General features: G+C 67.3%; 24 protein-coding genes. 15 read left to right on the top strand and 9 right to left on the bottom strand.

Annotation, left to right across the window (positions count from 1 at the left end; translation table 11 throughout):
* Window positions 1–20: 20 nt before the first annotated feature.
* From IAG39_RS10215 to IAG39_RS10205, 3 genes are all read left to right on the top strand, one after another.
* The gene (locus tag IAG39_RS10215; protein ID WP_223283329.1) at window positions 21–821 is read left to right on the top strand and encodes a class II aldolase/adducin family protein; all 801 of its coding nucleotides are present in this window, start codon (window positions 21–23) and stop codon (window positions 819–821) included.
* Between the two features lie 81 nt (window positions 822–902).
* Complete coding sequence (locus IAG39_RS10210) at window positions 903–1,862, top strand: Bug family tripartite tricarboxylate transporter substrate binding protein (protein WP_059371999.1); 960 nt, start codon at window positions 903–905, stop codon at window positions 1,860–1,862.
* A 10-nt stretch (window positions 1,863–1,872) separates the two neighbouring features.
* Complete coding sequence (locus IAG39_RS10205) at window positions 1,873–2,868, top strand: D-2-hydroxyacid dehydrogenase (RefSeq protein ID WP_118934138.1); 996 nt, start codon at window positions 1,873–1,875, stop codon at window positions 2,866–2,868.
* Window positions 2,869–2,923: 55 nt separating this feature from the next.
* On the opposite strand, the gene IAG39_RS10200 is transcribed toward IAG39_RS10205, so the two are convergent.
* From IAG39_RS10200 to IAG39_RS10190, 3 genes are all read right to left on the bottom strand, one after another.
* Window positions 2,924–4,243, bottom strand: a complete 1,320-nt coding sequence (locus tag IAG39_RS10200) for an MFS transporter (RefSeq protein ID WP_118934136.1) — start codon at window positions 4,241–4,243, stop codon at window positions 2,924–2,926.
* 45 nt (window positions 4,244–4,288) lie between these two features.
* Window positions 4,289–4,960: a DUF4286 family protein gene (locus IAG39_RS10195; protein ID WP_118934134.1), complete on the bottom strand. Its 672-nt coding sequence runs from the start codon at window positions 4,958–4,960 to the stop codon at window positions 4,289–4,291.
* A gap of 126 nt (window positions 4,961–5,086) precedes the next feature.
* A complete protein-coding gene (locus IAG39_RS10190) occupies window positions 5,087–5,998 on the bottom strand; it encodes a LysR family transcriptional regulator (protein WP_118934161.1) in 912 nt (303 codons plus the stop codon).
* Window positions 5,999–6,291: 293 nt separating this feature from the next.
* On the opposite strand from IAG39_RS10190, the gene IAG39_RS10185 reads away from it, so the two are divergent.
* Genes IAG39_RS10185 through IAG39_RS10160 form a run of 6 tightly spaced genes read left to right on the top strand, consistent with a single transcriptional unit; the run spans window position 6,292 to window position 11,261 of the window.
* Window positions 6,292–7,299: an ABC transporter substrate-binding protein gene (locus tag IAG39_RS10185; RefSeq protein ID WP_059371990.1), complete on the top strand. Its 1,008-nt coding sequence runs from the start codon at window positions 6,292–6,294 to the stop codon at window positions 7,297–7,299.
* 3 nt (window positions 7,300–7,302) lie between these two features.
* Window positions 7,303–8,118 carry an ABC transporter permease gene (locus IAG39_RS10180; RefSeq protein WP_059371988.1) on the top strand — a complete coding sequence of 272 codons (816 nt, stop codon included), beginning with the start codon at window positions 7,303–7,305 and terminating at the stop codon, window positions 8,116–8,118.
* A complete protein-coding gene (locus IAG39_RS10175) occupies window positions 8,118–8,939 on the top strand; it encodes an ABC transporter ATP-binding protein (protein WP_059371984.1) in 822 nt (273 codons plus the stop codon). The genes IAG39_RS10180 and IAG39_RS10175 overlap by 1 nt, the downstream gene beginning before the upstream one ends.
* 24 nt (window positions 8,940–8,963) lie before the next feature.
* Window positions 8,964–9,146, top strand: a complete 183-nt coding sequence (locus IAG39_RS10170) for a DUF4089 domain-containing protein (protein WP_059371982.1) — start codon at window positions 8,964–8,966, stop codon at window positions 9,144–9,146.
* Window positions 9,143–10,531: an AtzE family amidohydrolase gene (locus IAG39_RS10165; protein ID WP_118934132.1), complete on the top strand. Its 1,389-nt coding sequence runs from the start codon at window positions 9,143–9,145 to the stop codon at window positions 10,529–10,531. Before IAG39_RS10170 ends, IAG39_RS10165 begins: the two co-directional genes overlap by 4 nt.
* 22 nt (window positions 10,532–10,553) lie before the next feature.
* Window positions 10,554–11,261, top strand: coding sequence for a GntR family transcriptional regulator (locus IAG39_RS10160; RefSeq protein WP_118934130.1), 708 nt, complete (start codon window positions 10,554–10,556; stop codon window positions 11,259–11,261).
* 20 nt (window positions 11,262–11,281) lie between these two features.
* Here IAG39_RS10160 and IAG39_RS10155 read toward each other — a convergent pair whose 3' ends face one another.
* On the bottom strand, window positions 11,282–11,821 hold the full coding sequence (locus tag IAG39_RS10155) for an antibiotic biosynthesis monooxygenase (RefSeq protein ID WP_059371977.1): 540 nt from the start codon (window positions 11,819–11,821) through the stop codon (window positions 11,282–11,284).
* A gap of 213 nt (window positions 11,822–12,034) precedes the next feature.
* Here IAG39_RS10155 and hpxZ point away from each other — a divergent pair, with 213 nt between their 5' ends.
* Entirely contained in the window at window positions 12,035–12,409 is a 375-nt protein-coding gene (hpxZ, locus tag IAG39_RS10150) for an oxalurate catabolism protein HpxZ (protein WP_059371974.1), read from the top strand.
* Window positions 12,410–12,539: 130 nt separating this feature from the next.
* Window positions 12,540–13,094 (top strand): NADPH-dependent FMN reductase, encoded by a 555-nt coding sequence (locus tag IAG39_RS10145; protein WP_059371972.1) that lies wholly within the window; start codon window positions 12,540–12,542, stop codon window positions 13,092–13,094.
* Window positions 13,095–13,952: 858 nt separating this feature from the next.
* Here IAG39_RS10145 and IAG39_RS10140 read toward each other — a convergent pair.
* A complete protein-coding gene (locus IAG39_RS10140) occupies window positions 13,953–14,168 on the bottom strand; it encodes a dodecin (protein ID WP_042794506.1) in 216 nt (71 codons plus the stop codon).
* Between the two features lie 188 nt (window positions 14,169–14,356).
* Between IAG39_RS10140 and IAG39_RS10135 the strand changes: the two genes are divergently transcribed.
* Window positions 14,357–14,863 carry a DUF6496 domain-containing protein gene (locus IAG39_RS10135; protein WP_059371970.1) on the top strand — a complete coding sequence of 169 codons (507 nt, stop codon included), beginning with the start codon at window positions 14,357–14,359 and terminating at the stop codon, window positions 14,861–14,863.
* A 16-nt stretch (window positions 14,864–14,879) separates the two neighbouring features.
* On the opposite strand, the gene IAG39_RS10130 is transcribed toward IAG39_RS10135, so the two are convergent.
* A complete protein-coding gene (locus IAG39_RS10130) occupies window positions 14,880–15,782 on the bottom strand; it encodes a LysR family transcriptional regulator (RefSeq protein ID WP_118934129.1) in 903 nt (300 codons plus the stop codon).
* A 111-nt stretch (window positions 15,783–15,893) separates the two neighbouring features.
* Here IAG39_RS10130 and IAG39_RS10125 point away from each other — a divergent pair, with 111 nt between their 5' ends.
* From IAG39_RS10125 to IAG39_RS10115, 3 genes are all read left to right on the top strand, one after another.
* Window positions 15,894–16,688, top strand: coding sequence for an SDR family NAD(P)-dependent oxidoreductase (locus tag IAG39_RS10125; protein WP_059371964.1), 795 nt, complete (start codon window positions 15,894–15,896; stop codon window positions 16,686–16,688).
* A 15-nt stretch (window positions 16,689–16,703) separates the two neighbouring features.
* Entirely contained in the window at window positions 16,704–17,717 is a 1,014-nt protein-coding gene (locus IAG39_RS10120; RefSeq protein WP_118934127.1) for a zinc-binding alcohol dehydrogenase family protein, read from the top strand.
* A 152-nt stretch (window positions 17,718–17,869) separates the two neighbouring features.
* Window positions 17,870–18,115: a hypothetical protein gene (locus tag IAG39_RS10115; RefSeq protein WP_280016431.1), complete on the top strand. Its 246-nt coding sequence runs from the start codon at window positions 17,870–17,872 to the stop codon at window positions 18,113–18,115.
* 60 nt (window positions 18,116–18,175) lie between these two features.
* Here IAG39_RS10115 and IAG39_RS10110 read toward each other — a convergent pair whose 3' ends face one another.
* The 3 genes from IAG39_RS10110 to IAG39_RS10100 form a co-directional block, all read right to left on the bottom strand.
* Window positions 18,176–18,532, bottom strand: a complete 357-nt coding sequence (locus IAG39_RS10110) for a hypothetical protein (protein WP_054453246.1) — start codon at window positions 18,530–18,532, stop codon at window positions 18,176–18,178.
* Window positions 18,533–18,607: 75 nt separating this feature from the next.
* Window positions 18,608–19,516, bottom strand: coding sequence for an aldose 1-epimerase (locus IAG39_RS10105; RefSeq protein WP_118934125.1), 909 nt, complete (start codon window positions 19,514–19,516; stop codon window positions 18,608–18,610).
* A gap of 87 nt (window positions 19,517–19,603) precedes the next feature.
* A complete protein-coding gene (locus IAG39_RS10100) occupies window positions 19,604–20,494 on the bottom strand; it encodes a LysR family transcriptional regulator (protein ID WP_059371955.1) in 891 nt (296 codons plus the stop codon).
* Between the last annotated feature and the right edge of the window lie 10 nt (window positions 20,495–20,504).

The following is a 20,504-nucleotide window of genomic DNA, read 5'->3' as shown; positions in this document are numbered from 1 at the left end:
ATGGAGCTTCACGAATTCCGATGACCACTGACACTCACGCCGGGGGACGCCTGCGCATTGCCTCGATGCGTCCGCATTGCACCGAGGCGGAATGGAAAGCGCGCGTCGACCTGGCGGCCTGCTACCGCCTGGTCGAGATCTACGGCATGGCCGACATGATGGCCAACCACATCTCGGCGCGCGTGCCCGGCGAAGACAACGCCTTCCTGATCAACCCCTACGGCATGATGTACGAGGAGATCACGGCGTCCAGCCTGATCAAGGTGGACCTGGACGGCACCATCCTGGCCCGGCCCGACTTCGGCGAATTGGACTACGGCATCAACAAGGCCGGCTATGTCATCCACAGCGCGGTCCACGCCCATCGCCACGAAGTGGACTGCGTGATCCACACCCACAGCTGGGCCTCGATGGCCGTGTCCTCGCTGGAATGCGGGCTGCTGCCGCTGACCCAGACCGCCATGCGCTTCCTGAAGATCGGCTATCACGACTACCAGGGCGTTGTGCTGGGCGTCGAGGAACAGGCCTCGCTGCTGGCCGACCTGGGCCAGGGCGAAGCGCTCATCCTGCGCAACCACGGCGCCCTTACCGTGGGACGCAGCGTGGGCGAAGCCTTCAACTGGATGCACCGCCTGGAACTGGCCTGCCGTTCGCAGCTGGCGGCCATGGCGACGGGATCGCCGCTGCAGGCCGTGGCCGCGCCGGTTTTGCAGGAAACCTGGAACAACTACCAGCCCGGCACGCGCCGGCCCTATGGAGTGATGGAGTGGCCCGCCTTGCTGCGCAAGCTGGACCGGCAGGACCCGAGCTACCGCGACTGAGTTTTTCGGTTCAACAGGCGCCGGCCGGCGTGGCGGCACGGCGCCATCGAAAACACCACTACGCCCACGCGAGGAGACATCATGAACACTGCACGAGCCCTGCTCGCTTCCGCAGCGCTGGCTGGCGCCTGTACGCTGGCGCCGCCCGCGGCCGCGGACTATCCCGACCGGCCGGTGAAGGTCATCGTGGCGTTCTCGCCCGGCGGCACCACCGACACCCTCACCCGCAGCGTCACCAATACCCTGACCCAAAAGCTGGGCCAGCCTTTCGTGGTCGAGAACAAACCGGGCGCGGGCGGCAACATCGGCACGGAATACGTCGTGCGCGCGGCGGCCGACGGCCACACGCTCATCGTCAACTCCGTGGGGCCCATCGCCGTCAACCCCTCGCTGAACAAGCTGCCCTATAGCCCGCTGACTGATCTGGTGCCCATGGTGCAGATCGCCACGGTGCCCAACGTGCTGGTAGTGCCGCCGGCTTCGCCCGCCAAGGACATCCAGGGATTCCTGAAGTACGTCAAGACCGCGCGCCAGCTCAACTACAGCTCCACTGGAGTCGGCACGTCCTCCCACCTGTCCAGCTACATGCTGATGGACGAGCTGGGCGTCAACGCCACGCACGTGCCGTACAAGGGCGCGGACGCGGTCAACGACCTGCTGGCCGGGCGCATCGACTTCATGTTCGCCACCATCCCTTCCGTGATCGGGCACATCCGTTCCGGCAAGCTGCGCGCGCTGGCGGTCAGCACGTCGCAGCGTTCCGCCACCCTGCCCGAGCTGCCCACCATCGCCGAATCCGGCTACCCCGGGTTTGACGCGGGTTCCTGGTTCGGCTTCTTCGCGCCCAAGGGCACGCCGCAGCAGGTGGTGGACGTCGTCAACCGCGAGGTCAACGCGGCACTGCCGGGGCTCAATGAACAGATGCTGCGCGAAGGCGCCGAACCGGTAGGCGGCACGCCCGCGCAATTCGGCGCCTTCATCAAGCGCGAACATGACAAGTGGGCGCTGCTGGTGCGCAAGTTCGCCCCCGAAGCCCATTGAACCCGCCGCCATGACGCAAGGCTCCGACATCCGCATCCTGTGCTCGCCCGCCGAAGCCGCGCCGCTGCGCCTGGCGCTGGACCGCAGCCCGGCAGCGGGCCGCTATGCGCTGGTCCACCCCGTTGCGGACCAGCCCATGATGGCCGAGACTGCGTTCGTCTCGCGCGACATCACGGGGCATTCGACCAAGTTCGAGATCCAGCCATCGACCGCCCTGTACTACGAGGCCATGCGGAACGCGCCGGCGCTGCGCTGGGTGCATGTGCACTCGGCCGGCGCCGACCGCGAGATCTACCAGCGTCTGCACGAGCGTGGCGTCGCGGTCACGACCTCGCAAGGCGCCAGCGACCCGGTGGTGGCACAGAGCGCCGTCGCCGGCGTGCTGGCGCTGGCGCGCCGCCTGCCGCTGCTGGCCGCCGATCAGCGCGACCGCGCCTGGCGGCCGCTGCTGGACGAGCGCACGCCCAGGGACCTGGCCGGCCAGCATGCCGTGGTGGTGGGATGGGGCGGGATAGGACAGCGTATCGGCGCGCTGCTGGCCGCGCTCGGCCTGAAGATATCGGTCGCGCGCCATAGCGGCGCGCCCGTGCCGCAGGCCCGCCACACCGTGGGTTACGGCGAACTGCCGTCCCTGCTGCCCGCGGCCGACTGGCTGGTATTGGCCTGCCCGCTCACGTCCGCCACGCGCAACCTGATCGGCCGCGATGCGCTCGCCGCGCTGCCCGCGCATGCGATGGTGGTCAACGTGGCCCGCGGCCACGTGATCGATGAGCCCGAACTGATCGCGGCGCTGCGTGCCGGCCGCCTGGGCGGCGCCTTCCTGGACGTGTTCCAGCACGAGCCGCTACCGCCGGATTCCGCGCTGTGGGACCTGCCCAACGTCATCGTCACGCCGCACAGCGCCGGGTTCTCGGACGGCAATGCCGCGCGCGTGCGGGCCCTGTTCGTCGACAACCTCAACCGCTGGCTGGCCGGCGAGCCGCTGGCCAATCGCAGCATCGCCTGAATGGCCTGTCGCCGCCCGGCCGCGAGGCCGGACGGCGACAGGCATGCGCCGCGCCTCAGCGCTGCAACGGAGACTTGGCCGTTTCCCTGGCGGCCAGCACCGCCACCGCCGTCACGACCAGCGCCGCCGCCACGTACAGCGATATGGCGAAGGTCGAATTCCAGGACTTGAACAGGCTGGCGATGATCAGCGGCGCGAAGCCGCCGCCGACGATGCCGGCCAGCGTGTAGGCCAGCGAGGAACCCGCATAGCGCACGCGGCCCGGGAACTGCTCGGTGATGAAGGCGGCCTGCGGGCCGTACATCAGCGCGTGGATCAGCAGGCCCACCACGACGGCCGCGCAGATGGCGATGGGATGCGCGGTGTCCATCAGCACGAAGAAAACGAAGGCCCAGATCATGCCCAGCACCGCGCCCGCCAGGTACACCGGACGGCGGCCGATCTTGTCTGACAGATGCCCGCACAACGGCACCGCAATCGCATTCAGCGCGGCGCCCAGCATGGTTGCGGTGAGCGCCATGGGCCGCGACAGGTGCAGCACCGTGGTGACGTAGGTCAGCGTGAACACGACCACCAGCGCATAGAGCACGTCGGAGCCGATGCGCGAGCCGCCCGCGACCAGCAACTGCCGCCAGTACTGGCCCAGCACTTCCTTGATGGGCGTGGCGGCGGTTTCACGCTTCTGTTCCATTTCCAGGAACACGGGCGTCTCCTCCACGCCGCGGCGCAGCCACAGGCCGAACAGCACCAGCGCCACGCTGGAGACGAAGGGCACGCGCCAGCCCCAGGCCTGGAAGTCCTCGGGGCTCAGAAAGGCCGAGACCACGGCGATGAAGCCCGTGCCTATCAGCGTGCCGCAGGACGGACCGATCTGCGTGAAGGAGGCGTTGCGCCCGCGCTGGTCGGGCTTGCCGTGCTCCATCGACAGCAGCACCGCGCCGGCCCATTCGCCGCCCAGGGCCACGCCCTGCACGAAGCGCAAGGCCACCAGCGCCACGGGCGCCCATACACCCCAGGACGCGTAGGTCGGCAACAGCCCCATCAGGCCGGTGGACACGCCCATGATGACCAGGGTGGCGACCAGGACAAACTTGCGCCCCAGCCGGTCGCCCAGATGGCCGAAGACGAAGCCGCCCAGCGGCCGAGACACATAGCCCACGGCATAGGTGGAGAAGGCCAGGATGGTGCCCGTCAGCGGGTCGAAGGACGGAAAGAAGATGGAATTGAAGACCAACGCCGCCATCAGGTTGTAGATGGTGAAGTCGTACCACTCCAGCGTGGTGCCGACCGAGCTGGCCAGGGCCAGCCTGCGCATCTTGTTGGGCGCGGCCGCGGTCTTCACCGGCGCGGCGCCATATAGCGTTTCTTCAGCCATGGGATTCCCCTTGAATTGGATGTTTGATGACTGGCCGCGATGGGCTCAGCGCAGGTCGGCTGCCGTCAGTTTCCAGCCCAGTTCCAGCAGCCAGGCCTGTGACGGATCGGTATCGAATGCGCTGCAAGCCCGATCGCGCAGGACGCGCGCGGCGGCTGCGGAACTCGCTTCCACCACGAACAGCGGCGCCAGCACGCGGTTGTCGGCGGACTCGCGCGGCAGCGGCGTGCTGAGCCCCGCGTCCGGCACCAGCAGATAGGACTGCACGAAGCCGTCCGCCTGCGCCAGTTCAGCGCCCAGCGCCTGCGCCCGGGCCACCAGCGCTTCGCTGTCATTCGTCGCCGGCAGAGGCAGGACCGCGATCTCGCTGCCGGAGCCAAAGCCCGTCACGGCCCGCACGGCGCACACGCGGCGCATCGGGTCGCGCATGCGGTCCAGGTTGGTCACCGACCATACGGTCTGGCGCTCGAACGCCTTGCGATAGTCCGCCGTGGTGAAGGCGGCCAGCGATTCGGTGCGGTACAGGCCCAGATACTTGCGGCCGCCTTCCCGCGACAGGTAGCGCGCGCCCGACAGGAAGCCGGGAATGCGCACGCGCTCTTCCACGTGCTCGCGGTCGTACCAGCGGTTGAAATCGGCTTCGTGGGCGGGGTCGGCGTCAGTGGCGACGAACAGCAGGCCGTGCGGCGGGAGGGAGGATTCGGTGTGCGTGCTCATGGGCGGAAGACAGGAAATTCCTTCGATTACGGAAGGCTCCATCTTCAGCCGGCCGGATGCCCCGGGACAAACGAGTAATTCTTCTGCGCGGCAATAAAATTACTGAAAGACGCCCTAGGGATAACACTATTGCGCCGAACCCAATCGCGGCGCAGAGACCGAGGACGTGAACTGGTCCGACGCGCGGCTGGCAAGTTCGGCCACCAGCCGGATCGCGTCCGAGCCGGCGCTTTCCAGATAGCTCACCACCAGCAGCTGGGGCGGCACCGGAATGTCGCAGCGGATGATCTGTACCTCGCCGCGCGCCACGTATTCGTAGATGGGCGGCAGCGGCACCAGCGCCCGGCCAAAGCCGCTGCGCACCAGCCGCGCCAGCGCGGAGATCGAGCTGACGCAGTGCACCTTGCCTTGCGGCATGCCGACTTCGCGGTACAGCGCCTTGAGTGCTTCGTGAGGCTGCGATCCCGGGCTCATGGTCAGCACCGGTTCGCTCAGCAGTTGCTGCGCGCTCAGCGCCTCCTCGTCGCCGGCCGGCCCGACCCAGCCCATCTCCATGGGCAGGCAGGCGTTGCTGATGATGCCGCTATCGTTCAGCAGGTCCGTCTGCAGCGCGATGTCCAGCGCGCCTTCGCGCAGGCCGCGGTGCAGCGCGCGCGTGGTCTCGGAGGTGAGCTGGACCTCGATGCCCGGGTAGGTGGAGCGCAGATTGGTCAGGAAGCCGATCAGCCAGGTGTGCACCACGGTTTCGATGGCGCCGATACGCACCAGGCCGAAGACCTCGTCGCCGCCCTTGCCCAGCGACAGGATCTGCTGGCGGATCTCCAGCAGCCGTTCGCCATAGTCCAGCAGCCGGGTGCCGGTGGCCGTCAGCCTGAGCTCCTTGGCGTCGCGCTCGAACAGGCGCGCGCCTATGTCCTCTTCCAGCGAGGCGATGCGATTGGCCACGGCGGCCTGGGTGATGTGCAGGCGGTCGCTCGCCGCCCGGAAACTGCCCAGGCGCGCCGACCACAGAAAGGCTTCGACAAAACGCGTATTCATCTCGGTATGACGCGGCCAGGCGTCGCGCAAGGGTTCACAAGTCCGGAGCGGCACGCTCCGATCCGCCCACATGCTACCGCCATCGCGCGCAGCGCGACACGGAGGCCGGTTACGTCCCCTTCATTGGTGCGCCGTGCACCAATGTGGTTCAGGCGAGGCACCAGCGCGAGGCCGGCCCGCCAGGCGCACTGGGCGCATGCCGCCCCGGAAGAAGTTGGCACGGCTCTTGCTTGATGCCTGGTATGCCAGCTTGTCTACAAGCGCCACTTTCCTTGCACACCAGGAGTTCCTCCATGATCTACCGCAACGCGCCCCATGCCTTCAACGCCACCCGCCGCCGGCTGATCCAGGGCGCCGCGCTGGGCGCCGCGACGCTGGCCGCGCCGGCGCTGGTTCGGGCGCAAGCGGGACCCGTGATCCGCATCGGCTTCTGGCCCGTGGCGGCCGGCCTGCCGTTCTACGCGGCGCTGGAAAAAGGCTATTTCAAGGAGGCCGGGCTGAACGTCGAGCCGCTGAAATTCGCGGGCGCGCAGCAGGTCATGGAAGCCATGCTGGCCGGCCGCGCGGACGGCAGCGCCAACGGCACCGGCTCGGCCAATCTGGCCATCGGCGAGATCGCTTCGCCCGGCCTGTTCAAGATTTTTGCGTCCAATCCCAGCAACGCCAAGCACGTGCTGGACGAGTTCATCGTCGCGAAAGACAGTCCCATCAAATCCATCGCAGACCTCAAGGGGAAAAAGGTCGGATCTGGACCCGGCATCCAGAACGCCACGCTGGCCAAAGCAGTGCTGGAGCGCGCCGGCGCAACCGGGGCGACCGTGGTCGAGCTGGCGATAAGCCAGCACGTCGCCGCGGTCGCCGCCGGCCAGTTGGACGCCTGCTACACGCTGGAGCCCACGGGCACGGTAGGCAGGCTGAATGGCACCACCCGCGTGCTGGAGTCCGGCGTCATCTCCAAGTACGTGCTGGGCGATCCGATGGCGCCGTGGTTCGGCGGGTCGGCATCGCTGACCACCGCCTTCCTGAAGAAGCATCCCGAGGAAAGCAGGAAATTCATCGCCGCCTATGCGCGCGGCATCGAACTGATCCGCAGCAAGCCGGAAGAGGCGCGTCCCTACCTGAAGGGCTACACCGCCATCGAAGGTCCGATGACCGAGGAAGTGCCGCTGGCCGCCTACACCCTCTACAACGAGTTCACGCCCGGCGATATCCAGCACTTCCAGAAGTTCTTCGACCTGTTCGCCGACAAGGGCGTCTTCGCCCAGAAGGTCGACGTCTCGACCATGCTCTACAAGGGCTGAGCCATGACCGCAACCACTGCAACAACCACGGCCGGCCCGGCCGCGACAGCGCGGCCCCCACGCAAATTCGACACAAGCCGCCTGCTGCCGCTGATCGGCCCGCTGGCGCTCTTCGTGGTGTGGGACCTGGTGGTGCGCCTGCAACTGGTCAGCCCCGTGCTGCTGCCCACGCCCAGCGCGGCGCTTGCGGCGCTGGTCAAGGGCATGGCGGGCGGCCCGCTGCTGGCGGACTTCCTGGCGTCGCTGAACCGCACACTGCAGGCCTTCCTCATCGCGGGCGTGATCGGCGTGCCGCTGGGCGTGCTGCTGGGCAGCAACGAAAAGGCGTATCGCAGCGTGGAGTTTCTGATCGACTTCTTCCGCTCCACGCCCTCTTCCGCGCTGATCCCGCTGTTCCTGATGATCTTCGGCGTTACCGACATGAACAAGATCGCCATTGCTGCCTTCGCGGCGGTGCTGGTGATCCTGTTCAACAGCGCCTATGGCGTCATCAACGCCCGCAAGCAGCGGGTCATGGCGGCGCGCGTGATGGGCGCGTCGCGCTGGCGCATCTTCAAGGACGTGCTGATCTGGGAAAGCCTGCAGCCCACCTTCGTGGGCCTGCGCAGCGGCGTGTCGATGGCGCTGGTCATCGTGATCGTGGCCGAGATGTTCATCGGTTCGGACAGCGGCCTGGGCAATCGCATCATCAACGCGCAGCAGGTGCTGAACGTGCGCGACATGTACGCGGCCATTCTTGCCGCCGGCGCGCTCGGCTATGTGTTGAACATACTTTTTCTCGTGCTGGAAAAGCGCGTGGTCCACTGGAGCGGCCGCTGATGTCCACCGTCCTCAATCCCATCATCGCCCCCGGCCCCGCCGCCGCCCCGTTCGAGCCCGGTCCGCTGGGCACCCACATCACCATACGCGGGCTGACCAAGTACTTCGCCGGCTGGCCGTTGTACGAGGACTTCAACCTGGACATTCCCAAGGGCAAGATCGTCTCCGTCTTCGGCCCCAACGGCTGCGGCAAGTCCACGCTGATCAACATGATCGCGGGCCTGATTCCCATCGACTCGGGCGAGATCCTGTTCGACGGCAAGTCGCTGGCGCAGACCAAGATCGGCTACGTCTTCCAGAACTACCGCGAAGCCATGTTCCCGTGGCTGCGCACCATCGACAACATCGCCTATCCGCTGCGCCTGGAAGGCCGCAGCAAGGCCGAGGTGGATGCGCGAGTCGCAGAGCTGGTGGCCTCGTTCGACGTCAAGTTCGACCTGAACCGCTACCCCTACGAACTGTCCGGCGGCCAGCAGCAGACCGCATCGATCATGCGCGCGCTGGCGCCTGGCCCCGAGGTGCTGTTCCTGGACGAACCCTTCTCCGCCCTGGACTTCGAGATGACGCTGTTCATCCGCGAAAAGCTGCAGGAGGTCTTCATGCAGACCGGCACCACCATGCTGCTGGTGTCGCACGACCTGGAGGAAGCCGTGTACCTGGCCGACCAGGTGCTGCTGCTGACCAAGCGGCCCACCCGGGTCGCAGAGATCCTGGATTACCGCGACGCGCGTCCGCGCACGGTGGCGACGCTATCAGAGCCCAGCTTCATCGAAATGAAGAAACTCAGCCTGGAAATCTTCCAGCGCGAAGTGCGCAAGTAAATCACCCGTACCGGAGAGTCCGCCATGACCCAGGAAACCATCGACCAATACGTACGCAGCGCCCTGGCGCTGGCCGGCTATGCCTTGCGCGAGCAGACGGTGGCCGACGTCGCGCAGCAATTCGCGCGCATCCAGGACATCGCGGCCGGCTTCGTCGACGAGCCGCTGGCCGTGGAGCTGGAATCGGCCGCGGTGTTCCGTCCGTGAGCGGCCCCGCGCAGGATATCGCGCGCCAGGTCCGCGCCGGCGAACGCAGCGCCATGGCCGTGCTGGACGCCACGCTGGCGCGCGTGCGCGAACGCGACGCGCGCTACAACTGCTTTACCGCCGTCACCGAAAGCCGGGCGCGGCAGGAAGCGGCGGCCATCGACGCGCGCCGCGCCCGCGGCGAGCCGCTGCCGCCGCTGGCGGGTGTGCCGTATGCGGTCAAGAACCTGTTCGACATCGCCGACGAAGTCACCCTGGCCGGCGCGCGGGTCAACGCCTCCAACCCGCCCGCGCGGCGCGACGCCAGGCTGGTCGAGCGCATGCGCGAGGCCGGCGCGGTGCTGGTCGGCGCACTGAACATGGACGAACACGCCTACGGCTTCACCACGGAAAACAGCCACTACGGCGCCTGCCGCAACCCGCACGACACCACCCGCATCGCCGGCGGCTCCTCCGGCGGCAGCGCCGCCGCGGTCGCGGGCGGCCTGGTGCCGCTGACGCTGGGCTCGGACACCAACGGTTCGATCCGCGTGCCGGCATCGCTGTGCGGCGTGTTCGGCCTGAAACCTACCTTCGGCCGCTTGTCGCGCGCCGGCTCATTTCCGTTCGTCGGCAGCCTCGACCATCTGGGACCGTTCGCGGCCAGCGCCAGCGACCTTGCCGCCGCCTACGACGCGCTGCAGGGCGCGGACGCCGAGGACGTGGCCTGCGCCGGACGTCCCGCCGAAGCCGCGTTGCCGGCGCTGAACGCGGGCATGCGCGGACTGCGGGTGGCGGTGCTGGGCGGCTACTTTTCGGAATGGGCCGGACCGCAGGCCCGCCGCGCCGTCGAGATCGCGGCGCGTGCGCTGGACGCCACGGCCGTGGTCGAACTGACGGGAGCCGCCCAAGCTCGCGCCGCGGCCTTCGTCATCACGGCGGCGGAAGGCGGCGCCCTGCATCGCCGCAGGCTCGTCACGCACTACGACTACTACGAACCGCTGTCGCGCGACCGGCTGGTCGCAGGCAGCCTCGTGCCCGCGGCCTGGGCGCAGCAGGCGCAGCGCATCCGCCACCGCGTCTATCGCCAAGCGCTGACGCTGTTCGAACACTACGACGTGCTGATCGCCCCTGCCACGCCAGTGCCGGCCACGCCCATCGGTTCGGACTGGCTGACGTTGGCCGGCCAGCGGCTGCCGGCGCGCGCCAGCATGGGGCTCCTGACGCAGCCGGTGTCATGCGTCGGCCTGCCCGTCTGCGCCGCGCCGGTCTGGCCCGAAACCGGACAGGACGATCACCTGCCGCTGGGCGTGCAGTTGATCGGCGCGCCATGGCGCGAAGCCGATTGCCTGCGCGCCGCGCACGCGCTGCAGCAGGCCGGCATTGCCCGCCTGCGCCCCCTTTGAACCACCGCTCCGAGGCCACCACATGGAAACCGCCTTCGCCGTCATCGACATACCGCGCACGCTCGCCGACACCGCCTACGGCACGCTGAAGCGCGACATCCTGGACTTCCGGCTGGCGCCGGGCGACCGCTTCACCGAAACCGAGATCGCCGACCGCCTGCAGGTCAGCCGCACGCCCGTGCGCGAGGCCCTGTTCCGCCTGGAGCGGGAAGGCTATCTGGAGGTGCGGCAACGCAATGGCTGGCTGGTCAAGCCGCTGGACTTCAACACGCTGGACCACTTCTACGAGCTGCGCAGCGTGCTGGAAGCGGCCGCGGTGCAATCGCTGTGCGCATCGGCCAGCGCCGCCGAGCGGCAGCGCGCGCTGCGCCCGCTGGCCGATATCTGGCTGGTGGACCCAAGCGAACGTTCGGGCGACTGCGAGCGGCTGGCGAATCTGGACGAGCGCTTTCACATCGACCTGGTGACCGCCGCTGGCAATCCGGAGATCGCCCGTGTGCACCGCGCAGCCACCGAACGCATCCGCATCGTGCGGCGGCTGGACTTTACCCTGCCCGAGCGCATCGGCAAGACCTACGAAGAGCACGCGGCCATACTCGAAGCCGCGCTGGCCGGCGATGCGGCGCGCTCGGTGGCGCTGCTGCACGCGCATATCCAGGGCAGCCAGGCCGCGGTGCGCAAGATCACGCTGCACCGGCTGTATTCCTCCCGCGGCGCGCGCGCGGCCTGAACCGGCCGCGCCTGCCTGCTTCAGCCCGCCCGCAGCCAGCGATGCAGCATGCGCGCCACCAGGGGCATGCAGATGAACACCATCACCGGCGTGAGCGCTACGCTGGTGATCAGCACACGCCAGAAAACCGGCAAGAGGCTCAGCGGTTCGCTAGCCAACACGGAGAAAACGAGCAGCACCGGAAAGTAGGCCAGCCAGATGCTGACGGCCTGCTTCCAGCGCGGCGGCGCGCTGGTCCTGGGCGCGAACCAGTCGTCCGTGCCGCTGACGCGGCGCTCGTGGCTGGCGCGCACCAGCGACGCGCCGCGTTCCAGCCACATGCGCCGCGGCAGGGAGTTTTCCCAGCGGGCGAGGCTGGCCGCGTCGGCAAAACGCAGGACGATCTGGTACTGGTCGCCGCCTTCCGCGGGTTGCAGCACGCCAGACCCGAGAAAGCCCGGGAAACCTGCCGCGAGGATTTCCCCCTGGCGCATCCAGGACAGGAAATCGCCATAGCGTTCGGGGGTGATGTGCCGGGTGACCAACATGGTGACCGGGGCGGAAACGGCGGAACTGGACATGGCGGAACTCCTGGGACGGCGCGCAGCTTGTTATGCAGCATCTATGCAGTATTTACCCTAGCAAGCGGCATGCCAGGATCGCCACGCCGCGCTCCTCCCGACGAGGTCGAGAAACCGCCGCTCACGGGACGGAGCCGCCGCACCGCAGGACACACCATATTGGTGATTACCCCTAGATTTCGCACCATAACGGTGCCAACTGGAGCAGCACGCATGGATATCAATCTGCCCGACGTCGTGGCGGAAGTCACCGCCGCCCTGGACCGCTACGAAACCGCCCTGGTGAACAACCAGGTGGAGGTTCTGGATGCGCTGTTCTGGAACAGCCCTCACACGCTGCGCTATGGCGCGGGCGAAAATCTCTACGGCTACGATGCCATCCGCGCCTTCCGCGCGGCGCGTTCACCGCAAGGGCTGGCCCGGCGCGTATTGCGCGCGGTCGTCACCACCTATGGCCAGGATTTCGCAACGGCCAATCTGGAATTCCAGCGCGACGGCAGCGACCGCATCGGCCGGCAAAGCCAAACCTGGATGCGCACGCCTGAAGGATGGCGCGTAGTCGCTGCCCATGTCAGCCTGATGAGCTGACGCGCCAACCCGCGCGCCGCCGACATCAGCGCGTCATGATCATGAATAAACATATCCGCGATCGTGATTGAGCGGGCTTGCGTACAGGTCTACACTGACAATCCCGTCCACCCCTTGGAGCCTGCGCCCCATGAGCACCTACAAGATTGCCGTTTTCGTCGGAAGCCTGCGCGCTGCCTCGTTCAACCTGCGGCTGGCCCGCGCGCTGGAAAAGCTGGTGCCCGCGGACTTCAAGTTCGAATACGTGAGCCTGGGCGACGTGCCGCTCTACAACCAGGACAACGAGAACAACCTGCCCGCCCCCGCCGCCAAGCTCAAGCAGCAGATCGCCGACGCCCAGGGCATCCTGTTCGTATCGCCCGAGCACAACCGCTCCGTGCCCGCCGCCATCAAGAACGCCATCGACTGGGGTTCGCGTCCCTGGGGCCAGAACTCCTGGACCGGCAAGGCCGTCGGCATCGTCGGCACTTCGCCCAGCGCCGCCGGCACCGCGTTGATGCAGCAGCACCTACGCAACATCCTGGCCGCCGAGGGCGCCAACGCCCTGACCACGCCGGAAGTCTTCCTGCAATACACCGAAGGCCTGGTCGACGACCAGTACAACATCACCAACGAAGGCACCCGCAAGTTCCTGCAAGGCTGGGTGGACCGCTACGTGGACTGGATCAAGAAGTTCAACCCCTGATCGCCGCCGCTGCCGGCGCGGGCTCCTCCCGGCCGGCAGAGATCGCCCGTCTACCTCCGGGCGATCCAGCCCCCCGATACGTCGGGGGGCTTTTTTTTGCGTGCGACCTCCCATGAATCCCGCATCCTTCCTCGACCGGAGAATGCGGCGGCCATTGTGCGCAGCCAGCGCAGCTCGAGCGGCGGCCCGCCGCCGGGCCGCCCCAAGGCGGGCCAGCCCCCTCGGGGGCCGGCAAGCACGCGCAGCGTGCGCGGCGTGGGGGCATTCACTTATCCCCGCCAACTGTGGAGAAGGTTGAGGACAGCCTTGGGGCATAGTGAAATTCCCCTGTCCCGCCAAGCACTTGCGAGGGCCGGTCAAAAATTGCGCAATCATCCTTTTGGATGATTTTTGACGCACTTATCCACTGAAACCAGGATGACCGCGCGGACTTGCGCGGCGGCTGCGCCGAAATGTGGATTTGTCCCCGCGTTCTGTGGAGAAGCATGAGGACAGTATGAGGGCAGGTCGAAAATTCCCTTGCATATCAATCGCCTGCAAGGGGTGGTCAAGAATGGCTCAAATGCCGTATCGAAGCGCCCAGGTTGTCCCCGCCAAATGTGGATAAGCCTGAGGACAGTATGAGGGCAGCATGCAAAAAGCCTTATGCACCAAGCACTTGAAGCTGCCGCTCAAGAAACGCTCAATGCCGGCGGGTTCACGATGCCTCCGCGGATCGCGATGACGGCAGGCGCAAGGCAAGCAAGCTTGTCCCCACCGAATGTGGACAAGCCTCTGAACAGTCGGATAACAAGCGGGAAAAATCCTTATCCGACAATCACTTGGAAGGGGTGCTCAATAAAGAAGCAGCAAGCGGACTCACTCGTTCCCTTCCAGCCGCATGCCTATCTTCAAGCCGACCTGCCAGTACGCCACCTTGCCGTCCTTGATGTGGCCGCGCACTTCGGTCACTTCGAACCAATCGAGGTTGCGCAGCGTCTCGGAAGCGCGCGCGATGGCCTGGCTGATGGCGTCGTCGGTGGACTTGGTGGATGAACCCACCAGTTCGATTTGCTTGTAGACATGATTCGACATAGCTCGTCTCCGCTAAGGGGGTGAGTCGTGCATCGTCGGTCTGGCGGCGGTGTTCCGGCGCTTACGACCGGCAATCCATTCGAACACACAGCATACGCCCACGGCGCTAGAGTGGTGTTACGAGTTCCGTCGCACCGGCCTCGGCGCGGCGGAGCGCGTTTTCGCAACGCAAGCAAGGAGGTGTCGTCATGCCTGAACGAAAAACCCTGGAACGAGCGGCGCGCGACAAACGGCAAGGAAAATCCGCATCCACGCAGGCCGGAGAATTCGTGCGCGAGGAAATCGAACACGTACGCGAAGGCAAGCATGGCGTGAGATCCACCAAGCAGGCCATCGCGATCGGACTGTCCAAGGCGCGCCGCGCCGGCGTGGCCCTGCCCGCGCCGAAGAAGGCCAGCGCGGCGACCAAGCGCCGCGCAAAGCAGGACAGCGACGCAGCCCATGATGGGCATGCCAAGTCCGCCACACGCGCCAAGGCCACCACCACCGCCCTGAAGAAGGAAAGCGCCAAGCCCGCTACACGCACCGCGTTGTCGCGGCAGGCCAGCGCATCGGCCTCCAAGCGCAGCGCCGCCGCCCGCTCGGCCGCGGCCAAGAAGGCTGCCGCCACCAAGGGCGCCGCGGGCCGTTCCGCAGCCGCGAAGAAAGCCGCCCGCACGCGCGCGGCAAACCAACGGGCCAGCCACGCGCATTGAAGCGCACAAAGGCCGGCTAGCCCGCCTCGAACGCCTTGAAGCGTTCGTGCAGGAACTCGCGCAGCCGCTTTACCGCCGGCGACAGCAGCATGCGGTGCACGCACAGCAGGTATAGCGGCGACGGTTCGCTGGTGTAGTCGGCCAGGACTTCGATGAGCCTGCCCGCCCGCAGGTCGGCCAGCACGTCAAAGCGCGACTTATAGGCCAGGCCATGGCCAGCCAGGGCCCAACGGCGCACGAGTTCGCCGTCATCGCCGACGCGGTCGCCCTTGACCGGTATGGTGAGCGCTGCGCCTTCGTGCCGGAAGGCCCAGCGGTCGTGCAGGGTTTCGCCCAGCACGAAGGACAGGCAGTTGTGGCGGCGCAGGTCATCGGGCACCTGCGGCACGCCATGGCGCGCAAGGTATGCGGGCGAGGCGCACACCACGCGGCGGTTGTGCTCGGATAGCGGCAGGGCCACCAGTCCAGAGTCGTTCGGAGTGCCATAACGCACCGCAAGATCCACCGGCTGCCGGTACAGGTCGGCCAGGCGGTCGCTGATGCGCACCTGGAAGTTGACGCGTGGATGCCGTTCCTGGAACTCATCCAGCCATGGCAGCAACACGTGCCGGCCCAGGTCGGACGGGATCGACAAGGACAGCGTGCCGGAGATTTCCGTCTTGTTGCGCGCCACGGCGTTCCTGCCCGCGTCCAGCGCCGACAGCGCCGCGCGGGCATGCTCCAGATAGCGTGCGCCGTCGCTCGTCAGCCTGAGGCTGCGCGTCGTGCGCACGAAGAGACGCGCGTCCAGAACCTGCTCGAGTCGCTTGAGCGCGGCGCTGGCGACCGCTGGCGTCAGGTCCAGCTCGCGCGCGGCGGCGGAAAAGCTGCCTTGGTCCGCCGCCGCCATGAATATCCTCAGATCCTCGAACCGCACCATGCCGGCCTCATTTTCAAAAAATTATTGAAACTGACTGCGATGCTAGCCGCTTTTTCGCTGGTTTGGACTAGGTAATCATGGCTCCATTCCCCGACACGCAAGGAGTCCCCCATGAAAATCGAACTGAACGGCAAGAAGGCCCTGGTCACCGGATCGTCCGGCGGCATCGGCCTGGCCATAGCCGCGGGCCTGGCCGAGGCCGGCGCCGAAGTCGTGCTGCACGGCCGCAACGCCGACAAGCTGGCGCAGGCGGCCGCGTCGCTTGCCCAGCAGTTTCCCGCCGCGCGCGTGAGCACCGTGCAGGCCGATCTCGCCACCGCCGACGGCGCGGCCTCGATCTCGGCCGCCCATCCCGACGTCGACATCCTGATCAACAACGCCGGCTACTTCGCCCCCAAGTCCTTCACTGAAATCACGGACGACGACTGGCAGTACATGCTGGACATCAACGTCATGAGCGGCGTGCGCCTGTCGCGCTACTACCTGCCGCGCATGCTGGCCGCCGGCTGGGGCCGCATCGTGTTCATATCCAGCGAATCCGGGGTCCAGATCCCCGCGGAGATGATCCACTACGGCGTCAGCAAGACGGCCCTGCTGGGCGTGTCGCGCGGACTGGCCGAGCTGACCGCCGGCACCGGCGTCACCGTCAACGCGGTGCTGCCCGGCCCCACGCGCTCGGAAGGCGTGTCGGACTTCTTTGCCGAAATGGCCAAGGAACAAGGCGTCACGCAGGACCAGATGGAGCGCGACTTCATCGCCCAGCACCGTCCCACTTCGCTGCTGCGCCGCCTGGCCACCGTGGAAGAAGTGGCCAACATGGTCGTCTACGCGAGCTCGACGCAAGCCGCCGCCACCAACGGCGCGGCGCTGCGCGTGGACGGCGGCGTGGTGCGTTCCATCATCTGATCCCGGCAAGCAACCATGAAAGCCATCGCCTATTTCAAGAACCTGCCCGCCGATCACCCGGAGGCGCTGCAGGACATCGACATCGCCGACCCGGTGCCCGGCGACCACGACCTGCTGGTCGAGGTCCGCGCCATTTCGGTCAACCCGGTGGATGTGAAGATCCGCGCCAATCGCAAGCCCAAGGACGGCCAGCCCGAAGTCATAGGCTGGGACGCCGCCGGCGTGGTGCGCGCAGTGGGTGCAAAGACCAGCCTGTTCAAGCCGGGCGACCGCGTCTGGTATGCGGGCGCGCTGAACCGCCCCGGCGCCAACAGCGAGCTGCACGTGGTGGACGAGCGCATCGTCGGCCGCATGCCGGCCAGCCTGGACTACGCCCAGGCCGCGGCGCTGCCGCTGACCACCATCACCGCCTGGGAGCTGCTGTTCGACCGCCTGCGCGTGCTGGACAACGCCGCCCCCAGCCAAGGCAGCCTGCTGGTCATCGGCGCCGCGGGCGGCGTGGGATCCATTCTGGTGCAGTTGGCGCGCCAGTTGACCGGACTCACGGTGATCGGCACCGCCTCGCGCCCGCAAACCCAGGCCTGGGTGCGGGAACTGGGCGCGCATCACGTGATCGACCACAGCCAGCCGCTGGCCGCCGAACTCAAGCGCATCGGCTTCGGACACGTCAGCCACATCGCCGGCCTGACACAGACCGACCAGCATTTCGCGCAGATGGCCGAAGCGATTGCGCCGCAAGGCAAGATCGCCCTGATCGACGATCCCGCAGCCATCGACGTGCGCCTGCTCAAGTCCAAGTCGGCCTCGCTGCATTGGGAGTTCATGTTCGCGCGTCCGCTGCACGGCACGCCCGACATGATCGCGCAGCATGAACTGCTGAACCAGGCCGCCCGCCTGATCGACGAAGGCGCGCTGCGCACCACCCTGGGCGCGCACTACGGCAAGATCAACGCCGAAAACCTGCGCCGGGCGCACGCCTTCATTGAAAGCGGCAAGGCGCAGGGCAAGATCGTGCTGGAAGGGTTCTAAGGCGCGTAGGCCATGCCTCGCCGCTCGCGGCGGCGGGGCGTCTCGCAATTGCAGGCAGAAAGCAGTACAAACTCGACTGCGCGCAAACACATGCGCGACACCATCGGGAGTCTCTTCTGCTCGACCACATTCTCAATCAGGCGCTTGAACCCGTGCTCTGGGGGATGGTGGCCTTCACCCTGCTGATGCTGCGGCTGGCTCCCTTGCAAGGATGGAAGGCCGCCATCGTCGCCGGCATCACGGCCGGACTGGTCTTCGACACCGTGCAGTTCCGCGTGGGTCCGCCGCGCCTATGGGACTTGCAGGTACTGGGTTCGGTGCTGGCCGCCCTGCTGGCGGCCGCCGTCTTGGAAGCGCTATTCCTTCTGGTGCGCCGCTCGCGAGCCGAGCGGGCCTGAGGCGTGGGGCCGGCATCCGGTCCGAACTGCGACACATGATGCGCCGGCAATGCGCCCGTTCTAGGCGCGCCCTTCCCGCTTGGCGCGGGCGTGGGGATCATTGATCTCGGCTTCCAGCTCGGCGATCAGCCATTCCAGCCAGCCGTTTTCGCTGCGCGCGTAGACCACCGCGGCGGGCGTCTTGCCCGTGCGCCAGCCAGGCTGGTGCGCATCCATCCACGCGCCCAGGCTTTTGTGCGGCGCCAGCAGGCCTGACAGCCACGACCACAGATAGTCGGGCACATTGCGGCGGAATCCTTGCGCGCAGGCATAGAGGGTGGGCTCAAGCGGCAAGTTGCCGGCGCGCGCCAGCCTCGCCTGCACGCGGCGCAGCGTCTCGGCCGCGGCCTGCAATTGTTCGGTGCTGAGCTTTTTCATCGAAGGACTCCTGGACTTGGTTTGCCCGGATTATCGCCGCAGGCGGCGGCGCTTTCAAAGCGCCGCTTGCAGGCATCAGGAACGCGCAGCCCGAGGCGGCTCCAGGCCGAACAACGCGGTCGCGGCAAAGCGCGCGCCGGGCTCGAGCGTCCGCATGCCGGTACGGGCTTCGCCGGCCGCCGCAAGGTTGAATGCATCGGCCACGTTGGTGACCGGCTCGACGCACAGAAAATCCGAACCGCCCGCCGTGTAGACCACCAGATGCGCAAACGCCGGGTCGGCGTGCAGCGACAACTGATGCCTATCGGGCCAATGCAGGGTGGCTCGCCCTTCCCACTGCGACAGATAGGTATCGCAGCCGCTGGCCGAACGCCGCAGTTCGCGCACATGAACGGCCTTGCTGCCGGTGGGCAGGCCGTCGGCGTCCGCCGCCCACTCGCGGCGCGCATGCAGCGTGACCCGCTCGGCCGTGAAATAGGGATGCAGGCCCAGGCCGCAAGGCATGGGCGTGTCGCCGAGATTGACGATGGCAAGCGCCACGCTCAGGCCGCGCGCGTCCAGCTGATAGCGCTGCACGCATTCGAAGGGCCAGGGCCAGCCCAGCACGCCGGCGGGCTGCTCCAGCACCAGGTCGACGCTGTCCGGACTGTGGCTGCGCACGCGCCACGGCTGATACAGGCCTGCACCATGGATCGCATGGGGCCGGCCGGGTACGGACTGCAATGCGTGCCTGGCGCCGTTGAAGGTGAACACGCCGTCGCGGATGCGGTTGGAGTAAGGCGCCAGCGGATAGGAGCCCGCCCGCGGCCAGCGTCCGGCGGGCCACTGCGTGTCGGTCAGGGGCACGATCCAGTCATGCGCGCCGGTGGACAACCGGGTCAGGCGGCCGCCGCCGCCCGGCGCGAATTCGGCCTGGTGCGGGCCGCTGGTGATGGTGATGCGCTCGCTGGCGTCCAGCGTGGCCGGGACGGATAGAACCTGCATGGATAAGAGACTCCGGCGGCGGAAACAGGGCCGCGCGCTGCGATTGTGCCGTTTGCGGCCGGCCAGGAGCAAGCGCGGACAGGCCCCCTACCCCGCCACGCCCCCGACGCCGCACAACGCCAACAGACGCCCTAACGCCGGATTCTGGTTGGTCTCCAGCCAAGCAATGCCGTGCTGCAGCTTAGGGGCGTCCGCCGGCAACGGGCGGAACATCACGCCCTCCATGTTGAAGGATTCGATGTCGCGCGGAATGATGGCCACGCCGGTGCCAGCCGCGACCAGGCACAGCAGGGTTTGGGACGCCTCCGTTTCCCGCAGCACGCGCGGCAGGAAACCCGCCTCCAGGCAGATCGCATCCATGGCGTCGCGCAAGTGGAAGCCCTTGCCCGAGGGATAGGCGATGAATGGTTCTTGCGCCAGATCCGCGACACGCAATTCGGCCTTGGCGGCCAATGGATGCGCGTCCGCCAGCGCAATGGAAAACTCGCTGAGCATGAACTCGTGCGACGCGATGTGCTTGCCCTCCAGGGGCAGAAAGCACAGCGCCGCATCCAGCGTGCCGTCCAGCAGCTTCAGGCGCAACTCGCCCGTGGGCAGCGGCCCCTGGATGTCCAGCGCGATATCGCTGTAATGGCGCCGGCAATCGCGCACCAGCCCCGGCAGGCGCACATGGCTGGCGCGTCCGGTATAGCCCAGCCGCAGGCTGCCGGTCTCGCCCCGGCCAGCCTTGCGGCAAGCCTCCACGGCGCCGTCAAGCTGCCGGAACATGGGCTGGATGCTGTCCAGGAACACGCGGCCCGCCACCGTCAGCGTCACCTTGCGCGTGCTGCGGTCGAACAGCTTCACGCCCAGCTCGTCTTCGAGTTCGCGGATGCGCTGGCTCAAGGGCGGTTGGGCGATGTGCAGGCGCAAGGCGGCCCGCGTGAAGTTCAGCTCCGTGGCGAGGACCATGAAGCTCTGCAGATGGCGCAATTCCATGAGCGGTTCT

The organism is Achromobacter xylosoxidans, from assembly GCF_014490035.1.
Lineage (GTDB): Bacteria > Pseudomonadota > Gammaproteobacteria > Burkholderiales > Burkholderiaceae_B > Achromobacter > Achromobacter bronchisepticus_A.
This window is presented reverse-complemented; position numbering and strand designations above follow the sequence as displayed.

Coding starts and splice junctions, on each gene's coding strand:
- IAG39_RS10215 (WP_223283329.1), top strand. CDS start 21: ATGACCACTGACACTCACGCCGGGGGACGCCTGCGCATTGCCTCGATG.
- IAG39_RS10210 (WP_059371999.1), top strand. CDS start 903: ATGAACACTGCACGAGCCCTGCTCGCTTCCGCAGCGCTGGCTGGCGCC.
- IAG39_RS10205 (WP_118934138.1), top strand. CDS start 1,873: ATGACGCAAGGCTCCGACATCCGCATCCTGTGCTCGCCCGCCGAAGCC.
- IAG39_RS10200 (WP_118934136.1), bottom strand. CDS start 4,243: ATGGCTGAAGAAACGCTATATGGCGCCGCGCCGGTGAAGACCGCGGCC.
- IAG39_RS10195 (WP_118934134.1), bottom strand. CDS start 4,960: ATGAGCACGCACACCGAATCCTCCCTCCCGCCGCACGGCCTGCTGTTC.
- IAG39_RS10190 (WP_118934161.1), bottom strand. CDS start 5,998: ATGAATACGCGTTTTGTCGAAGCCTTTCTGTGGTCGGCGCGCCTGGGC.
- IAG39_RS10185 (WP_059371990.1), top strand. CDS start 6,292: ATGATCTACCGCAACGCGCCCCATGCCTTCAACGCCACCCGCCGCCGG.
- IAG39_RS10180 (WP_059371988.1), top strand. CDS start 7,303: ATGACCGCAACCACTGCAACAACCACGGCCGGCCCGGCCGCGACAGCG.
- IAG39_RS10175 (WP_059371984.1), top strand. CDS start 8,118: ATGTCCACCGTCCTCAATCCCATCATCGCCCCCGGCCCCGCCGCCGCC.
- IAG39_RS10170 (WP_059371982.1), top strand. CDS start 8,964: ATGACCCAGGAAACCATCGACCAATACGTACGCAGCGCCCTGGCGCTG.
- IAG39_RS10160 (WP_118934130.1), top strand. CDS start 10,554: ATGGAAACCGCCTTCGCCGTCATCGACATACCGCGCACGCTCGCCGAC.
- IAG39_RS10155 (WP_059371977.1), bottom strand. CDS start 11,821: ATGTCCAGTTCCGCCGTTTCCGCCCCGGTCACCATGTTGGTCACCCGG.
- hpxZ (WP_059371974.1), top strand. CDS start 12,035: ATGGATATCAATCTGCCCGACGTCGTGGCGGAAGTCACCGCCGCCCTG.
- IAG39_RS10145 (WP_059371972.1), top strand. CDS start 12,540: ATGAGCACCTACAAGATTGCCGTTTTCGTCGGAAGCCTGCGCGCTGCC.
- IAG39_RS10140 (WP_042794506.1), bottom strand. CDS start 14,168: ATGTCGAATCATGTCTACAAGCAAATCGAACTGGTGGGTTCATCCACC.
- IAG39_RS10135 (WP_059371970.1), top strand. CDS start 14,357: ATGCCTGAACGAAAAACCCTGGAACGAGCGGCGCGCGACAAACGGCAA.
- IAG39_RS10130 (WP_118934129.1), bottom strand. CDS start 15,782: ATGGTGCGGTTCGAGGATCTGAGGATATTCATGGCGGCGGCGGACCAA.
- IAG39_RS10125 (WP_059371964.1), top strand. CDS start 15,894: ATGAAAATCGAACTGAACGGCAAGAAGGCCCTGGTCACCGGATCGTCC.
- IAG39_RS10120 (WP_118934127.1), top strand. CDS start 16,704: ATGAAAGCCATCGCCTATTTCAAGAACCTGCCCGCCGATCACCCGGAG.
- IAG39_RS10110 (WP_054453246.1), bottom strand. CDS start 18,532: ATGAAAAAGCTCAGCACCGAACAATTGCAGGCCGCGGCCGAGACGCTG.
- IAG39_RS10105 (WP_118934125.1), bottom strand. CDS start 19,516: ATGCAGGTTCTATCCGTCCCGGCCACGCTGGACGCCAGCGAGCGCATC.
- IAG39_RS10100 (WP_059371955.1), bottom strand. CDS start 20,494: ATGGAATTGCGCCATCTGCAGAGCTTCATGGTCCTCGCCACGGAGCTG.